This window comes from Neorhizobium sp. DAR64862/K0K3, from assembly GCF_050500185.1.
In the GTDB taxonomy this organism is placed as follows: domain Bacteria; phylum Pseudomonadota; class Alphaproteobacteria; order Rhizobiales; family Rhizobiaceae; genus Neorhizobium; species Neorhizobium soli.
The window spans coordinates 374,506-390,974 of sequence record NZ_CP191449.1; the positions used below are offsets into that span (position 1 = coordinate 374,506).

Consider the following 16,469-nt stretch of genomic DNA (forward strand, 5'->3'; position numbering starts at 1 on the left):
TCAACTCCAGTTAAAACCCAGGTGGTCCGTTTAAATCCCGGGTGGCCGGCGCAGGTCGAGTGTCAGCGGAAATTCGGGCGACGGCATTTCCTGCATCAAAGCATAACTGCCCGCCGTGTGTCCCCACGGTTCGAACCGTGCGAGCCTTCGCGCTTCCGCTTCGTTGCCATTGACCGGAAAGGTCTCATAGTTGCGACCGCCCGGATGGGCAACATGATAGATGCAGCCACCGATCGAGCGGCTGGACCATGTATCATAGATATCGAATGTCAGCGGTGTATTGACCGGCAGAACCGGATGCAGGCCAGACGAAGGCTGCCAGGCCTTGAAGCGCACGCCGGCGACCGAAACACCGGATATGCCCGTCGGCGTCAAGGGGACGGCGCGACCGTTGCAGGCGACGGTATAGCGCTGCGGATTGCTGGTTTCGAGCCGCACCTGCAGGCGCTCCACGGAACTGTCGACATAGCGCACCGTGCCGCCGATCGCGCCCTGTTCGCCCATCACATGCCAGGGTTCCAGCGCCTGGCGTAGTTCGAGCTTTGCGCCCTCGTATTCCACCTCGCCGAAGAACGGGAAGCGGAACTCGAGCTGTGCCTCGAACCATTCGGGCCGGAGGTCGAAGCCGTTTTCGCGAAGGTCCGCCAGCACGTCCATGAAATCGGCCCAGATGTAATGGGACAGCATGAACCGGTCCGCGAGCGCCGTGCCCCAGCGGGTAAACCTGCCCTGAACAGGGTTTTTCCAGAAACGGGCAATGAGCGCGCGCACGAGCAGCTGCTGGGCGAGCGACATGCGCGCATTCGGCGGCATTTCGAAACCGCGGAATTCCACAAGGCCGAGGCGACCGGTGGGTCCATCAGGCGAAAACAGCTTGTCGATGCAGATTTCCGAACGGTGCGTGTTGCCGGTGACGTCGGTCAGAAGGTTGCGGAACAGCCGGTCGACGAGCCATGGCAGCGGGGCTGCACCCTGGCCCGGCATCGGCACCTGCGCCATCGCGATTTCGAGCTCGTACATCGAATCGTGACGGGCCTCGTCAAGACGCGGTGCCTGGCTGGTCGGTCCGATGAACAGGCCGGAGAACAGGTAGGACAGTGCCGGATGGCGCTGCCAGTGCAGGACGAGGCTTTTCAGTAGGTCCGGGCGCCGCAGGAACGGGCTGTCGTTCGGGTTGGCGCCACCGACCACGACATGGTTGCCACCGCCGGTGCCCGTATGGCGGCCGTCGATCATGAACTTGTCTGCGCCGAGACGGCTCTGGCGGGCCTCTTCATAGATCGCCGTTGTGGTCTCGACCGTCTCCTTCCAGCTTGCAGCCGGATGGATGTTGACCTCGATGACGCCAGGATCGGGCGCGACGCGGATGACGTTGATGCGCTCGTCATGCGGCGGCGCGTAGCCTTCGATATGGACCGCGAGACCGAGCTTCGTCGCAGCGTTTTCGGCGGCTGCGATCAGTTCGAGATAGTCCTCGATCTTTTCGACCGGCGGCATGAAGACGCAAAGCCGGCCATCGCGCGGCTCGACGGAAATTGCCGTGCGCACAGCGCCGCCAATTTCACCGAGCGTCTGTTCGACGCGGCCGGGATTGACCGGGTCGCCTGCCGTGAACGACTGCTCCGGCATCGCGCGGCCTTCGGTCGCTTCGTGACCGGGCGGGACGATCACGTCGGGCAGGGCAGTGCGGGGGATCGAGGGATCGGCTTCGTGGATGTATGGGAATTGCGATGGCGGGATATAGGGAAGCGTGCCGAGCGGCAGACGGTAGCCGACGGGGCTGTCGCCGGGCACAAGGAAGATCTTGCCGCGACGGGTGCTCCATTTTTCGCTGATCCAGCGCTTTGCGCCCATGCTGCCGCCTCGCGCGTGCGACTGCCAGGCCTGAACAGGCAGGATATAACCGGACGGGTTGGTCAGGCCGCGTTCGAAGACGCGGGCAATGCGGTTGCGCTCTTCCGGATCCTTGAGTTTCGAATTGGACGGATCGACATTATCAGGCAGCGAGCCCTCCTTGATGATCCACTCGGCCGGATCCTCATAGGCTGGCACGACCATCTCTGCGCCGATATCCAGTTCCGCTGCGAGTGCGGTCAGGAACTCATGCGAGTCCTGTTCGCCGCTGCCATAGTCGCGGCCCTCTTCGGCGACGAGATCCGGGTTGCTCCAGATCGGCTTGCCGTCCTTGCGCCAGTAGAGCGAGAAGGTCCAGCGCGGCAGGCTTTCGCCCGGATACCATTTACCCTGGCCGTAATGCAGGAAGCCGCCAGGCGCGAATTTTTCGCGCAGCTTGCGGATGAGGACGTCGGCCTTTTCGCGCTTGGTAGGGCCGACGGCGCCGGTGTTCCATTCGTCGGATTCGAAGTCGTCGATCGACACGAAGGTCGGTTCGCCGCCCATGGTGAGGCGCACGTCCTGGGCTTCCAGCACGCGGTCCACCTGTTCGCCGAGATCGTTCAGCGCGTCCCAGCTGTCATCCGAGAAGGGCTTGGTGATGCGCGGATGCTCGGCAACGCGGGTGACGTTCATGGCAAAGTCGAACGAGGTGTTGGCCTCGCCGAAGTAACCGCCGGAAATCGGCGCGGCGTTGCGGTAATGCGGCGTGGCGGCCAGCGGAATGTGGCTTTCGCCGGTCAGCAGGCCCGATGTCGGATCAAGGCCGATCCAGCCGGCGCCTGGCAGATAGACTTCGCACCAGGCATGCAGATCGGTGAAATCGACTTCGGTGCCGGAGGGGCCGTCGAGCGCCTTCAGGTCCGGCGTCAGCTGGATCAGGTAGCCGGAGACGAAGCGGGCGGCAAAGCCGAGATGGCGCAGGATCTGCACCAGCAGCCAGCTCGAATCGCGGCAGGAGCCCATTGCCGAGGTCAGCGTCTGCTCGGGCGTCTGGACGCCGGGTTCCATGCGGATGACATAGCCGATCGCCTGCTGCAGGCGGGCGTTGATGCCGACGACCATGTCCACGGTCGGCTGGCCGGGCGACATGTCCAGCGTCTTCAGGTATTCGACGAGGGCAGGTTCCGGCGGCTCGGGCGTGCGGTAGATCGACAGGTCTTCGATGAGATCGGCCGGGTAGGTGAACGGCCAGGCCTGCGCCTCTTCCTCGACGAAGAAGTCGAAGGGATTGTAGACCGTCATGTCGGCGACGAGGTCGACCTCGATCTTGAATTCGGTCACCGGTTCGGGAAACACGAAGCGGGCGAGGTAGTTGCCGTAGGGGTCCTGCTGCAGGTTGACGAAGTGATTCTCCGGCGTGACCTTCAGGGAATGCGACAGCACTTTTGTGCGGGAATGGGCGGCGGGCTTCAGCCGGATGATCTGCGGCCCCATGCGGACCGGCCTGTCATAGCTGTAATGGGTGAGGTGGTAGATGCTCGCCTTGATCGACATTATGCCCCTTGCCGGCCTTGTTGAACGGGCCGTTACGTCATCGTTGCCGCGAGTTTGTGCAATGCATGAAAAGAATGCAAGGCGGGGCAGGCTGTTTTCCCGCTCACGTCGAAAGGTGAGCTTCGTTCGGTTTTCGATCGTTGTGCCGGGTAAGGGTCATCCGGCTGAGATTGCCCCTCATCCGCCTACCGGCACCTTCTCCCCGCGGGCGGGGAGAAGGACGCAGGCTGCGCGCTCAGAGTCAGATCAGGGTACGTGCCCACTCCCCGCGAGCGGGGAGTGGGGAATTCCCAGGTATTTCCGTTAGGCCGCGACGGCTTCCGTCGGGACCTTGGCGCCGGTCATGAAGGCGACTGCGTCCGACATCGTGTAGTCTTTCGGGTTGATGACGGTCAGTCGTTTTCCGAGCCGGTGGATGTGGATACGGTCGGCGACTTCAAAGACATGCGGCATGTTGTGGCTGATCAGCACGATCGGAATGCCGCGCGAGCGCACGTCGAGGATCAGCTCCAGCACCTTGCGGCTTTCCTTGACGCCAAGCGCCGCCGTCGGTTCGTCGAGAATGATGACCTTGGAACCGAAGGCCGCAGCGCGCGCCACCGCCACACCCTGGCGCTGACCGCCCGAGAGTGTCTCGACCGCCTGGTTGATGTTCTGGATGGTCATCAGGCCGAGTTCGGAGAGCTTGCCGCGGGCAAACTTCTCCATGGCGCCATGATCGAGCTTGCGCAGGTATTTGCCCATGAAGCCCTTGCTGCGGATTTCACGGCCGAGGAACATGTTGTCTGCGATGGAGAGCGCCGGCGAGAGTGCGAGGTTCTGGTAGACGGTCTCGATGCCCGCATCGCGGGCCTCGATCGGCGAGCGGAACTGGACCGGCTTGCCTTCGAGCGTGATCTCGCCCTCGTCTGGACGGATCGCGCCGGAGATCGCCTTGATCAGCGACGACTTGCCGGCGCCGTTATCGCCGATGACGGCGAGGATTTCGCCCGGATAGAGGTCGAAATCGGCGTTGTCGAGGGCGGTCACGCGGCCGTAGCGCTTGACCAGGCCGCGGGCGGCCAGGATGGGTTGAGTGTTCGGATCGCGTGCCATCAGCCGGCTGCCTTTCTGATCCATTGATCGATTGCGACGGCGGCGATGATCAGCACGCCGATCAGGAGGTAGGTCCACTGCACGTCGGTGCCGAGCATTCGAAGGCCGAACGAGAACACGCCGACGATGAGGGCGCCGAACACCATGCCGAGGATCGAGCCGCGGCCGCCGAACAGCGATATGCCGCCGATCACCACGGCGGTGATCGATTCGATGTTGGCGAACTGGCCGACCGTCGGGGAAACCGAGCCGTTGCGGCCGATCGAGACCCAGCCGGCAAGCGCGCAGATGGTGCCGGCCAGAACGTAGACCGAAATCAGCATGCGCTTGACGTTGACGCCGGAAAGCTCTGCCGCTTCGGGATCGTCGCCGACCGCGTAGAGATGGCGGCCCCAGGCGGTCTGGTTGAGCACGTACCAGAGCACGGCGACCAGCAGCACCATCGCGACGACACCGAAGGTGAACACCGCACCGCCGACCTTGAACGTCGTGCCGAGGAACTGCAGAAGCGGAGCCGTCGCCTCGATTTCCTGCGAGCGAATCGTCTCGTTGGAGGAATAGAGGAAGTTGGTGGCAAGCACGATCTGCCACATGCCGAGCGTGACGATGAAGGGCGGCAGTTTCACACGGGCGATAAGGAAGCCGTTGATGAAGCCGCAAATCGCGCCGACCGCGAAGCCGCAGGGAATGGCGATTTCAACAGGAACCCCGTAGCGGAAGACCATCTGGCCCATGACCACAGAGGAGAGGACCATGATGGCGCCGACCGAAAGATCGATGCCGGCGGTCATGATGACAAGCGTCTGTGCCGCGCCGATAATGCCGGTGATTGCCACCTGCTGCAGGATCAGCGTCAGGGAGAAGGCGTTGAAGAATTTTCCGCCGAGAAGGATGCCGAACACCAGCAGGGCTGCGACGAGGACGATCAGCGAAACCGCCGACGGACTGGTGTGCAGGAAGTGCTGGAATTTCTGGACTGGCGTTTTCTTGTCGCCGTCGAAGGACGCGACGTCGGTCGAACTGTCCTTCAGAACCTTTTCGTAGTCATGATGCGGCGATGCCGCCGTTGGCTCGGTCATGGATGTTCCTCCGAGAAATTCCGTTGTCGCTCGACAGTGAGAGACCCTCTCCGGCCTGCCGGCCATCTCTCCCACCCCGGTGGGAGAAGACTTGCGGCAAACGCAGGGATTGTCTGAGCGGTTGCCGCCGGATCAAGCCCTCCCCGTTGCGGGGAGGGTAGTGGTTTGATCTTTCAAATGCAGGTGGGGATCAGCCCCAGCACTTGTTCAGACCTTCCTTGGTGTCGATCGACTTGATCGCCGGAACCGGCTTGTCGGTCACGAGCGTCACGCCTGTGTCGAAGAAGTCCTTGCCGGCAGTCGGCTTCGGCTTTTCACCGGTATCGGCGAACTTCTTGATCGCCTCGATGCCGAGTGCTGCCATCTGCAGCGGATACTGCTGCGAGGTTGCACCGATGACACCGCCGGCAACGTTCTTGACGCCTGGGCAGCCGCCGTCGACGGAGACCAGAAGCACGTCCTTCTCGCGACCGACGGCCTTCAGCGCTTCATAGGCGCCGGCTGCTGCCGGTTCGTTGATCGTGTGAACGACGTTGATGGTCGGATCCTTCTGGAGAAGGTTTTCCATCGCGGTGCGGCCGCCTTCTTCGTTGCCGTTGGTGACGTCATGGCCGACGATGCGCGGATCGGTCTCGTCACCGATCTTGTTCGGATCCTTCGGATCGATGCCGAAGCCGATCATGAAGCCCTGGTCGCGCAGGATGTCGACGGAAGGCTGCGACGGCGTGAGGTCGAGGAAGGCCACCTTGGCATCCTTGGCCTTGTCGCCGAGCGTATCCTTGGCCCACTGGCCTATCAGCTTGCCGGCGAGAAGGTTGTCGGTCGCAAAGGTCATGTCGGCAGCGTTGATCGGCTCAAGCGGGGTGTCGAGCGCGATGATCAGCAGTCCGGCGTCGCGGGCCTTCTTGAGGTTCGGCACGATGCCCTTGGTGTCGGACGCGGTGATCAGAATACCTTTGGCGCCATCGGCGATGCAGGTTTCGATCGCGGCAACCTGGCTTTCGGAATCGCCATCGATCTTGCCGGCATAGGATTTCAGCGTGACGCCGAGTTCCTTGGCTTTCGCAGTCGCACCGTCCTTCATCTTCACGAAGAACGGATTGGTATCTGTCTTGGTGATGAGGCAGGCGGAGACGCCGGCTGCGTGCGCCGGAGCGGAAAACGCAACGCCGAGGACAAGCGCCGCAAAGGCGCCAGAAAGCACAGTCTTTTTCATGATATCTCCTCCCGAGAGATCTTTTCCCCAAGCTTGGGGCGATTGATGCAAATGTTCAGAAACACCGGGTGCCATCGAATTCGACGAGCGCCGTCTCCAAGCCTCCCATGTCCTCTGCAGCCCGGATTAAGACCAGTTTTCCATGAGCTGTCAATAATTAATTCCGATTGAATTATTTATCCACGGTGGCATATTCGGCATGCGTGGAGCGACGATCCACGGCGAGTTTCGGGAGGAGTTCCAATGTCGATCGCGGGAAGTACCGCGACAGGGTCGATGCCGCTCGGCAGTTTTTCGGGCGGATCGAACCAGGTTCGCGTGCGTGCCTATAACGAGAGGCTGGTCCTTTCGCTTGTTCGCATGCACGGCGAAATGTCGAAGGCGGACATTACCCGCGCCAGCGGACTGTCGGCGCAGACTGTGTCGGTGATCATGCGATCGCTCGAAAAGGACGGGCTTCTGCTGCGCGGCGAACCGATCCGCGGCCGGGTGGGGCAGCCGTCGGTACCGATGCGGCTCAATCCCGATGCCGTGTTTTCCTTCGGGGTGAAAATCGGCCGGCGCAGCGCCGATCTGGTGCTGATGGATTTCGTCGGGCAGATCCGGATGCATCATCACGAAACCTATGCCTACCCAGTGCCGCAGAAGATCATCGAGATCATCGGCAAGGGGATCGGCAGGCTCGAGGGCCAGCTCAGCATGGTCGAGCGTGAGCGGATAGCCGGCATCGGGATCTCGGCGCCGTTCGAACTGTGGAACTGGGCAGATGAGGTCGGCGCGCCTGCGGGCGCGATGGACCTCTGGCGCGATTTCGACCTGCAGCAGGAGGTCTCCGCCTCGACCAAGCATGCCGTCTACCTGCAGAACGACGCGACCAGCGCCTGCGGTGCGGAGCTGGTGTTCGGGATCGGTCCATCCTATCCGGACTTCGTCTATTTCTTCATCGGGTCATTTATCGGCGGCGGCATCGTTCTGAACTCCGCCGTGTTTTCCGGCCGAACCGGGACTGCCGGCGCCGTCGCGCCACTTCCGGTGCGCGGCAGGGACGGTTCAACCCGGCAGTTGCTCGACGTCGCTTCGATTTTCGTTCTCGAGAACATGCTGAAGGAAAAGGGGATCGATCCGGAGCCGCTCTGGTATTCGGCCGACGAATGGATCGATTTCGGGGCGCCGCTCGATCTGTGGATCGGCGAGACGGCGGCAGCGCTTGCCCAGGCGATCATTGCCAGCGCCTCGATCATCGATTTCGGGGCTGCCGTGATCGATGGCGGATTTCCGTCATGGGTGCGCAAGCGGATCGTCACCGAGACGATCGAGGCCGTCAAGCGGCTCGATCTGCAAGGTGTCATCATCCCCGATATCATCGAGGGCAAGGTCGGCAGCCACGCCCGCGCCATCGGCGGCGCCAGCCTGCCGATCTTTGCGAAATACCTCACCGATCCGAGTGTGCTGTTCAAGGCGATGTGACGAGCGGACGTCCGCATTCGATCGTGGGACGCTCGACGCTGTTCCCAGTCAGCCGTCAACGGCACGCCTTTCTCGCACCTTCGCAATTCCCTTGTGGTAGTTAGGACTCGACACAGACAGGCAGGAGCCGGCGGCAGATGGTGAATTCGCAAGATAAGGCGGAGCCCTATGAACTTCCTCTGTCTGGCCAGCTCAAAATGATGACAGGGGCGTTCTGGGCGTCCCCGGTGCGCAATCCCGTTCTCGCGCTCACGGCCGCGCTGCTCTGCGTCATCTTTGCGACCACCTACGCCACCTATCGGCTGAACGAGTGGAACGGACCGTTCTACGATGCCTTGGCGCGGCGCGACATGCCCGAATTCCTCCACCAGCTTGTGGTGTTCGGAGTCCTCGCCTCGCTCCTGACACTGCTCAACGTCATCCAGCAATGGCTGAACCAGATCGCCGCGATGCGGATGCGAGAAGGGCTGGCCCGCGATCTCGCCGATGTCTGGCTGACGCCGGGGCGGGCCCTGAAGCTTGCCGGTGCCGGCGCGATCGCCGACAATCCGGACCAGAGACTGCATGAGGACACCCGCATCCTGGCCGAAAACACGACGTCACTGTCGATCGGTCTCGTCAATTCGACCATTCTTCTTGCAAGTTTCATCGGCGTGCTATGGGCGATCTCGACCGATTTCGGCCTGCAGATCGGCGGTCGCACCATCGTCATTCCCGGCTATATGCTGTGGGCGACGATTCTCTACGCCCTTTTCGGATCCGTCATGAGCAACGTTGTCGGCAGCCGGCTGGCGCGGCTGAATGCGCAGCGCTATGCCCGCGAGGCTGATCTGCGCGCGACCCTTGTCCGGGCGAACGAGAACATGAAGCCGATCACGCTTGCGCGTGGCGAGGAAAGCGAGCTTTTCCGCGTTCACGCCGCAATCGATGGCGTGCTCGGCATGCTGCGCAAGCTTGCCTGGGCGCTTACCAACCTGACCTGGGTGTCGGCCGGTTTCGGTTGGCTGGCGTTGGTGGCGCCGATCATCATTGCCTCGCCGATGTATTTTTCCGGCAATCTTTCGTTCGGCGGTCTGATGATGGCGGTCGGCGCCTTCAACCAGGTCAACCAGGCACTGCGCTGGTATGTGGCGAATTTCAGCGTCATCGCCGACTGGCGGGCGACGCTCGGCCGTGTCTCCTCGTTCCGCAATGCCCTGGTTTCGATGGATACGCCGGCGATGGAAGGCTCCGTCCTCACCTACCGGAAAAGCGATGGGGAGGACGTGCTGTCCGTCACCGACCTTGCGGTCTTCGGCGAACCCGACAAGGGCGGGGACGGCCATGGCATCAGGGTCGCGGAAGGCGCCTTCACCATCCGACCCGGCGAGCGCGTGCTGATCAACGGCAATCCGGGGACAGACCGGCATCTTCTGTTCCAGGCACTGTCCGGTATCTGGCCCTGGGGCAAGGGCGAGATCCGACTGCCGGCCGCAGATCGGATGATCATGATGCCGCAGGAAGGTTATCTGCCGACCGCATCACTGCGCGAGGTCATGACCTATCCGGCGACTGGGCCTGCTGGCATGCGCGATGGCATTCCCGACATGACCGACGCGGCGCTGGCGCAAGCGTTGGAGAAAGTCGGTCTGCATCGGCTCGTCGATAAACTCGACGAGGTGGAGCGATGGGACCGGCTGCTCGACAAGGACGAGGAAGTGGCGCTGCAGATCGCCAATGCCGTGCTTCGAAAGCCGGACTGGCTGATCATGGACGACGTCCTGGAAGGGCTCGAACCGGAGACGCAGGCGCTGTTGCTGGACGTGCTGGCCGGGCTTACCGGCTCGACACTCCTCTATATCGGCCGCTCTGACGTGTTTTCGGACAGATTTTCACCAAAGGTATTCCATCTGGCGCCGCTCCTGGCTGTCGATACGAAGAACGAGGCTTCAGACAATGGGTAAGCATGCTTCTCAAACGACCGGGAGAACCGGGCAATGCCTCATCTGCGGTCGCACGTTTGCGGTATCGAAGCTTCACAAGGCGGGCACTCTCAGGCCGCATCTCTTCGAGATGATCGCGGAGGAGGTAAAGACCTGTAGCGCCGACAGTCTGATCTGCGACGAGGATCTGGCGCGCTTCAGGCGGCGCTACGTGGAGGCACTGCTGGAAGAGGAGCGGGGCGAGATCACCGAGCTTGACGCCCGCGTGCTCGACAGTTTCGAAAAGGGAACGCTGACGGTTCAGGCGGGCGCGCCCGCCGCAATCGACCAGGCGGAAACGTTCGGGGAAAGGGTCGCCGACAGGGTCGCCGCCTTCGGAGGCTCCTGGACCTTCATCCTGTCCTTTTTAGCCGTGCTGGTTCTGTGGATGGCGCTTAACGTGGTTGGTTTGTCCGCCGATCCGTTCGACCCCTATCCGTTCATCCTGCTCAATCTCGTCCTGTCCTCGCTTGCCGCCCTGCAGGCACCCGTCATCATGATGAGCCAGAGGCGGCAGGAGGACAAGGACCGGCTGCGCAGCGAAAACGACTACATGGTCAACCTCCGAGCCGAACTCGAAATCCGCCAGCTGCATGAAAAGATCGATCACCAGATGGCCAAGCAGTGGGAACGGCTCGCGGAACTCCAGCAGATCCAGATCGAGTTGCTGGAGAAACGATGATTAGTCGGGGTGAGGGGTGAGAGGGGACACGCTCTACGTGGATCTCGAAGATTGATAATTTCGAAACAACAAGAGTGGATCTTGTGCCTTCCAGTTATGAACTCGGCCCCCGTTACGAAAGCTTCGTGCGCAGGCTGGTGGAAAGCGGACGCTATGCAAGCGAAAGCGAAGTCATGCGCGATAGCCTTCGCCTGCTCGAAGAGATGGAGGAGCATGGCAAGGCCGGCTTCGACGCACTGAAGGCGGATATACGCACCGGGATCGAGAGTGGGCCGGGCATTCCGGCGGATGACGTCTTCGATCGGCTTGAAGCCAGATATGGCGGGCGCCGCTCCTGATGCGCGACCGGGCTTCGTTGCATCCACTTCAAACGGTACGTGATGTTCTACACCGTGTCCCAGGATGGTGTGAGAATTGAGCGCATCCTGCACGGCGCGCGCGATATCCCCGCAGCATTCAAGGAACAAGACTAAACCGATCTCACGGCGGCGTCTGTTGGATTCTTCCGGCGTTCGGGCGTCGGAGGTTGAAGAGGTTGCCGGCGAGGATGAGGATTGCGCCGGCGGCGGTCAGGCCGTCGATGGCTTCGGCGTAGAGAAGGTAGCCGATGAGGGCCGAGGCCGGCACGCGGAGATAATCCATCGGCATCGCCACCGTCGCATCGGCATAAGACAGCGCCTTTGCCATGCAGTAATGCGCGAATGTCCCGGTGAACGCGATCAGGAAGATCCACGGCCAGATCCCCGCGGACGGCCAGGTCCATACCCGGAGCGCCGGGATCAGCCCGATGATCGACTGGATGATCAGCATCCAGAAGATGATCTTGGTGGCGCTGTCGGTGCGCGTCAGGAGCTTGGTGGTGATGAAGGAGATGGCGAAGAAGAAGGCAGCGCCGAGCACGATCAGGTGGCCGGGGTTGAGCGGGGCGGCGCCTGGCCGCAGGATCAGAAGCACGCCGGCGAGCCCGAAGCCGATCGCCGCACCCTTGCGCCATGTCAGCTTCTCCCCGAGGAAAGCCGCTGCCATCAGCGCCGCCCAGATCGGGGCGGTGAATTCGATGGCGATCACCTGCGCGAGCGGGATCAGCGTCAGGCCCATCAGCCAGGCGAACTGGCCGATATAGTGGGCGACGTTGCGGCCGATATGGGCCGGCAGGATGGTCGTGCGCATGGCTTTGAAGCCACCCTCACGAAACACCAGCGGCAAAAGCATGAAGAAGGCGATGATCGAGCGCATTTCCATCACCTGGAAGACGTCGATCTCGCGGGTGATGATCCGGCCGGAAATCGCCATCAGCAGCAGTAGGCTGATCGACGTCAGCATCCACGCTGCAGCCTTCTTCGTCGACGGGGCCGGCTGGGCTGACGACGTCGCCCGCGAGGCCCTTGCCGATTGATTGCTGTCCACTTCAGTCTCCTTCGACGCAGAACGGTCGCTCTAATGCTTTTTCGGTTTGAAAGGAAAGCCTTTCCGCCCACCGGTTGTGTCTGCTGCTTATCCCGACGTCAGAATTCCCATCGAGCGGAGCAGGTTTTCGTGCTGGTCGCGGCTGACAGTCATGCCCTTGAACGACGCCATGGCTGCAAGATCCATCTCGTCGAAGGTTGCCTGCGACAGGTTGGCGAAATTCAGCGTCGCGCCGGTGAAATCGATATTGTTGAGGCTCGATCCCATCAGGCTGACGCGGCTGAGATTGCTGTCGACAAACGAGCAGTCTCTGAGATCGCAGCTCTCGAACCGGCTCTCTTCGTAGCTCGAAGCGGCAAACACCGCGTATTGCAGCTTGCAACGCTGTAAGACGACGCCGCCAAACATCATGCGCTTGCTGATCTTGCGATGAACCTCGGCGTCGAACTGCAGACCGACAGCCGACGAGTCGGTGATCTCGAGCAGGAAGGCTTCGCATTTGACGATGCGGTTGTTGGAAAGGTTGCAGGCCTTAAACTTCGCCTCGTTGAGGTCGCAGTAATTCCACGCAGATCCTGCCTGCGTTTCGCGATCGACGAAGATGCAGTTGAAAAACTCGGCTTCCTTGAAGGAGCAGTTGGAAAAGCTGCAGCCGATGAACTCGCATTCTCTGATCTTCGCGCCGTCGAAGATGCAATCGTTGAACCGGCAATCTGCGAATTTCGATTCGGACGTGATGAAATCGGTCAGGTCTTCGGATGCAAATCGGCGGCCGATGACGGGTTCCTTCATCGAGAATGCGGCTTCCAGCGACGATATTTCCAACACGCAATCTCCATTGTCAGGCAGCTTGCCTATACGTTCGCGCAACTTGTGACGGTCAGCGCCACATGCCGCGCATTCTTGCGGTTACGTCGATGCGGATCTGGTGGCGGGCTTGGCGTTCGGCTTCGGTCATTTGCGCCACCACCGGCCAGGCGGTGCTTTCGAAGAACTGCAGCAGCGTTGCCGGGATAAAGCGGGAGCGTGAGGCGTAGACGTGCCTGTCGCCTTGGGAATGCTGGCCGTGGGTAAAGAAACGCTGCGGCGTGATCAGGTGAAGGTGATCCTTCGCGCGCGTCATCGCCACGTAGAGCAGCCGCCGTTCCTCCTCGATTTCGGCTGTCGTGCCGGTGCCGAGATCGGAGGGAATGCAGCCGTCGACACAGTTGAGCAGGAAAACCGAGCGCCATTCCTGGCCCTTGGCGGAATGGATGGTCGAGAGGATCAGGTAATCCTCGTCGAGCAGCGGCACACCGGCCTGGTCGCTCGTCGCATCCGGCGGATCGAGCGTCAGTTCGGTGAGGAAGCGTTCGCGCGACGCGTAGCCGGAAGCGATCTGCTCCAGTTGCAGAAGGTCGGCCTTGCGGGTGTCGGCATCTTCGTGGATGCGGCTAAGATGCGGTTCGTACCATTGGCGGGCGAGCCCGATTTCGGAAGGCCAGCCTTCGCTTTTCCTGACGGCGCCGAGCATCTCGACAAAGGCCGGCCAGTCTTCTCCGGACCTCGGAGGCGAGGGGATTTCCTGGAGTGCCGCCAGCGGTTCCGGATCAGCTGCGATCGCATCGAGGATCTTTGCCGCTGTCTGCGGGCCGATGCCCGGAATGAGCTGCAGCAGGCGGAACCCCGCAACCCGGTCACGCGGGTTCTGGGCAAAGCGCAGGGCCGCCAGCATGTCCTTGACATGGGCGCTATCGAGGAATTTCAGGCCGCCGAACTTGACGAAGGGAATGTTGCGGCGGGTCAGTTCCACTTCCAGCGGACCGGAGTGGTGCGAGGCGCGAAAAAGCACGGCCTGCTGCTTCAGCAGCATTCCGGTTTCGCGGTTCTCGAGGATTTTTTCCACGATATAGCTCGCCTGCTCGGTCTCGTCCTTGACGGTAACCAGACGGGGCCGCTCCTCCGACTGTCGGTCGGTCCACAGGTTTTTGGTGAACCGCTCGCGGGCAAGTTCGATGACGCCATTGGCGGCTGCCAGAATGGTGGTGGTCGAGCGGTAATTGCGGTCGAGCGTGACGATGTTGGCCGGCGGGTCGAAGGTCGCGGGAAAATCGAGGATGTTGCGGATCGTGGCGGCACGGAACGAATAGATCGACTGGGCGTCGTCGCCCACCACCGTCAGGCCGCGGCCGCCGGGTTTCATCGCCATCAGGATCGAGGATTGTAGCCGGTTGGTGTCCTGGTATTCGTCGACCATGACGTGATCGAATCGTTCGCCGACATCCTGTGCGATCAGCGGCTCGCTCATCATCTGCGCCCAGTAGAGCAGGAGATCGTCGTAATCGAGCACGTTCTGCGCCTGCTTGGCCTCGACATAGGAGGCAAACAGATCGCGCAGCTGCGGTTCCCAGGCAAGGCACCACGGGAAGGAGGTCTTCAGCACCTCGTCCAGCGGCGTCTCGGAATTGACGGCGCGCGAATAGATCGCAAGGCAGGTGCCCTTGGTCGGAAACCGGCTTTCCATCTTGGAGAAGCCGAGCTCGTGGCGAACAAGGTTCATCAGGTCTGCGGAATCCTCACGGTCGTGGATGGTGAATTCCTGGTCGAGGCCGATCTGTTCGGCATAGATCCGCAACAGCCTTGCGCCGATGCCGTGAAACGTGCCGGCCCAGGCGAGCGCATCGGTCATGACGCCGGACTTCGCCCCCATCACTTCGCGACAGATACGCTGGACGCGACGGCCCATTTCGGAGGCCGCACGGCGGGAAAACGTCATTAGCAGCAGGCGGCGCGGATCGGCACCCGACACGATCAGGTGGGCGACGCGATGGGCAAGTGTGTTGGTCTTGCCGGAGCCTGCGCCTGCAATCACCAGAAGCGGTCCCGCAGCGCCGCCATCCGGCACGTCCGAACCATGTTCGACCGCGCGGCGCTGGGCCTCGTTCAATTTTTCCAGATAAGCAACCGACATTCAGCTTCCGCGGCTTGTTCTTGATGTGTTCGTTTCAGCTCTACCTGATTCGCCGGCATTTGCCGCAATCGGTCTCCATCCCCGTTCGATTCTTAAACTTGACTACGCAGGTCGGCTTTGGCTATCGATGCGATGACGCTTATAAATTGGAGGCAAACTTGAAAATTCTGTCTGCTCTTTCGGCCGGAGCTTCGCTCGCCGTTTCGCTACTCGCTCTGTCCATGCCGGCCAACGCGCAGGTCGCCGACAGCCTGACGATCTACAATGCCCAGCACGAGGGCCTGACCAAGGAATGGGTCGAGGCGTTCAAGGAAGAGACCGGCATCGTCATTACGGTGCGCAACGGATCCGACCTCGAAATGGCAAACCAGATCGTCCAGGAAGGCGCCAACTCGCCGGCCGACCTGTTTCTGACGGAAAATTCGCCGGCCATGGCGCTTGTCGATGGCAAGGGGCTGTTTGAGCCTGTCGACAAGGCAACGCTCGATCTCGTTCCCGAGCAGTTCCGCCCGGCCAACGGTCACTGGACCGGAATTGCCGCGCGCTCCACCGTGTTTGCCTATGACAAGACCAAGCTTACTGAGGACAAGCTGCCGAAATCGATGCTCGATCTCGCCAAGCCCGAATGGAAGGGCCGTTGGGCCGCATCTCCGTCGGGTGCCGATTTCCAAGCGATCGTCGGCGCGTTTCTGCAGCTGAAGGGTGAGCCGGAAACCGCTGCCTGGCTGAAGGGCATGAAAGAGAATTTCACCGCCGTGCGTGGCAATTCCACCGCCATGAAAGCCGTCAATGCGGGCCAGTTCGAAGGCGCGCTGATCTATCACTACTACTATTTCGGCGATCAGGCGAAGACCGGCGAAAACAGCAAGAACGTTGCGCTGCATTACTTCAAGAACCAGGATCCGGGTGCCTTCGTGTCGATCTCCGGCGGTGGCATTCTGGCCTCTTCCAAGCACAAGGAGCAGGCGCAGGCATTTCTGAAATGGCTTGCCGGCAAGGGCGGCCAGAAGATTCTGCGTGACGGCACCTCGTTCGAATACGCCGTCGGCAAGGACGAGGCTTCCAACAAGGCGCTCGTTCCGATTGCCGACCTTCAGGCGCCGAAGGTCGAGCCTTCGAGCCTCAACAATGCCAAGGTCACCGACATGATGACAGCCGCCGGCATTCTCTAAACACCATCGAATCCTGTTGCGCACGGACATCGCAGGGCGTACCTGCGATG

The 16,469-nt window shown here is 61.6% G+C and carries 13 protein-coding genes; 6 read left to right on the plus strand and 7 right to left on the minus strand.

All coding sequences use genetic code 11. The annotated features are described in order from the left end of the window. Window positions 1-30 precede the first annotated feature (30 nt). The 4 genes from ACQY1L_RS01850 to ACQY1L_RS01865 all read right to left on the minus strand — a co-directional run bounded on the left by ACQY1L_RS01850 (window position 31) and on the right by ACQY1L_RS01865 (window position 6,780). Window positions 31-3,390: a DUF2126 domain-containing protein gene (locus ACQY1L_RS01850; RefSeq protein ID WP_430242385.1), complete on the minus strand. Its 3,360-nt coding sequence runs from the start codon at window positions 3,388-3,390 to the stop codon at window positions 31-33. Window positions 3,391-3,693: 303 nt separating this feature from the next. Next, the gene (locus ACQY1L_RS01855) at window positions 3,694-4,485 is read right to left on the minus strand and encodes an ATP-binding cassette domain-containing protein (RefSeq protein WP_062461891.1); all 792 of its coding nucleotides are present in this window, start codon (window positions 4,483-4,485) and stop codon (window positions 3,694-3,696) included. Beyond that, on the minus strand, window positions 4,485-5,564 hold the full coding sequence (locus tag ACQY1L_RS01860) for an ABC transporter permease (RefSeq protein ID WP_062461017.1): 1,080 nt from the start codon (window positions 5,562-5,564) through the stop codon (window positions 4,485-4,487). The genes ACQY1L_RS01855 and ACQY1L_RS01860 overlap by 1 nt, the downstream gene beginning before the upstream one ends. Before the next feature lie 190 nt (window positions 5,565-5,754). Then, window positions 5,755-6,780 carry a sugar ABC transporter substrate-binding protein gene (locus ACQY1L_RS01865; RefSeq protein WP_430242387.1) on the minus strand — a complete coding sequence of 342 codons (1,026 nt, stop codon included), beginning with the start codon at window positions 6,778-6,780 and terminating at the stop codon, window positions 5,755-5,757. Between the two features lie 243 nt (window positions 6,781-7,023). Between ACQY1L_RS01865 and ACQY1L_RS01870 the strand changes: the two genes are divergently transcribed. From ACQY1L_RS01870 to ACQY1L_RS01890, 5 genes are all read left to right on the plus strand, one after another. Continuing rightward, window positions 7,024-8,247 (plus strand): ROK family transcriptional regulator, encoded by a 1,224-nt coding sequence (locus tag ACQY1L_RS01870; protein ID WP_062461012.1) that lies wholly within the window; start codon window positions 7,024-7,026, stop codon window positions 8,245-8,247. Window positions 8,248-8,384: 137 nt separating this feature from the next. After that, the gene (locus ACQY1L_RS01875) at window positions 8,385-10,190 is read left to right on the plus strand and encodes an ABC transporter ATP-binding protein/permease (RefSeq protein WP_092659786.1); all 1,806 of its coding nucleotides are present in this window, start codon (window positions 8,385-8,387) and stop codon (window positions 10,188-10,190) included. After that, a complete protein-coding gene (locus tag ACQY1L_RS01880) occupies window positions 10,183-10,890 on the plus strand; it encodes a DUF1003 domain-containing protein (protein WP_092659788.1) in 708 nt (235 codons plus the stop codon). Before ACQY1L_RS01875 ends, ACQY1L_RS01880 begins: the two co-directional genes overlap by 8 nt. Window positions 10,891-10,973: 83 nt before the next feature. After that, window positions 10,974-11,228 carry a type II toxin-antitoxin system ParD family antitoxin gene (locus ACQY1L_RS01885; protein WP_062461888.1) on the plus strand — a complete coding sequence of 85 codons (255 nt, stop codon included), beginning with the start codon at window positions 10,974-10,976 and terminating at the stop codon, window positions 11,226-11,228. 21 nt (window positions 11,229-11,249) lie between these two features. Further along, a complete protein-coding gene (locus tag ACQY1L_RS01890) occupies window positions 11,250-11,363 on the plus strand; it encodes a type II toxin-antitoxin system RelE/ParE family toxin (RefSeq protein WP_280136960.1) in 114 nt (37 codons plus the stop codon). A 7-nt stretch (window positions 11,364-11,370) separates the two neighbouring features. Here the strand turns inward: ACQY1L_RS01890 and ACQY1L_RS01895 are convergent, their stop codons facing one another. From ACQY1L_RS01895 to ACQY1L_RS01905, 3 genes are all read right to left on the minus strand, one after another. Next, window positions 11,371-12,213, minus strand: coding sequence for a DMT family transporter (locus ACQY1L_RS01895; protein WP_062461885.1), 843 nt, complete (start codon window positions 12,211-12,213; stop codon window positions 11,371-11,373). A 171-nt stretch (window positions 12,214-12,384) separates the two neighbouring features. Beyond that, entirely contained in the window at window positions 12,385-13,125 is a 741-nt protein-coding gene (locus tag ACQY1L_RS01900; protein WP_430242390.1) for a pentapeptide repeat-containing protein, read from the minus strand. 52 nt (window positions 13,126-13,177) lie between these two features. Continuing rightward, window positions 13,178-15,247 (minus strand): ATP-dependent helicase, encoded by a 2,070-nt coding sequence (locus ACQY1L_RS01905; RefSeq protein WP_430242392.1) that lies wholly within the window; start codon window positions 15,245-15,247, stop codon window positions 13,178-13,180. Window positions 15,248-15,468: 221 nt separating this feature from the next. Here ACQY1L_RS01905 and ACQY1L_RS01910 point away from each other — a divergent pair, with 221 nt between their 5' ends. Further along, window positions 15,469-16,419, plus strand: a complete 951-nt coding sequence (locus tag ACQY1L_RS01910) for an iron ABC transporter substrate-binding protein (protein WP_162238006.1) — start codon at window positions 15,469-15,471, stop codon at window positions 16,417-16,419. Window positions 16,420-16,469 lie beyond the last annotated feature (50 nt).

Bases quoted from the DNA above. Each gene is read 5' to 3' on its own strand.
- ACQY1L_RS01860 (WP_062461017.1), bottom strand. From the start codon at position 5,564: ATGACCGAGCCAACGGCGGCATCGCCGCATCATGACTACGAAAAGGTT.
- ACQY1L_RS01895 (WP_062461885.1), bottom strand. From the start codon at position 12,213: ATGCTGACGTCGATCAGCCTACTGCTGCTGATGGCGATTTCCGGCCGG.
- ACQY1L_RS01905 (WP_430242392.1), bottom strand. From the start codon at position 15,247: ATGTCGGTTGCTTATCTGGAAAAATTGAACGAGGCCCAGCGCCGCGCG.
- ACQY1L_RS01910 (WP_162238006.1), top strand. From the start codon at position 15,469: ATGCCGGCCAACGCGCAGGTCGCCGACAGCCTGACGATCTACAATGCC.
- ACQY1L_RS01850 (WP_430242385.1), bottom strand. From the start codon at position 3,390: ATGTCGATCAAGGCGAGCATCTACCACCTCACCCATTACAGCTATGAC.
- ACQY1L_RS01875 (WP_092659786.1), top strand. From the start codon at position 8,385: ATGGTGAATTCGCAAGATAAGGCGGAGCCCTATGAACTTCCTCTGTCT.
- ACQY1L_RS01870 (WP_062461012.1), top strand. From the start codon at position 7,024: ATGTCGATCGCGGGAAGTACCGCGACAGGGTCGATGCCGCTCGGCAGT.
- ACQY1L_RS01855 (WP_062461891.1), bottom strand. From the start codon at position 4,485: ATGGCACGCGATCCGAACACTCAACCCATCCTGGCCGCCCGCGGCCTG.
- ACQY1L_RS01880 (WP_092659788.1), top strand. From the start codon at position 10,183: ATGGGTAAGCATGCTTCTCAAACGACCGGGAGAACCGGGCAATGCCTC.
- ACQY1L_RS01865 (WP_430242387.1), bottom strand. From the start codon at position 6,780: ATGAAAAAGACTGTGCTTTCTGGCGCCTTTGCGGCGCTTGTCCTCGGC.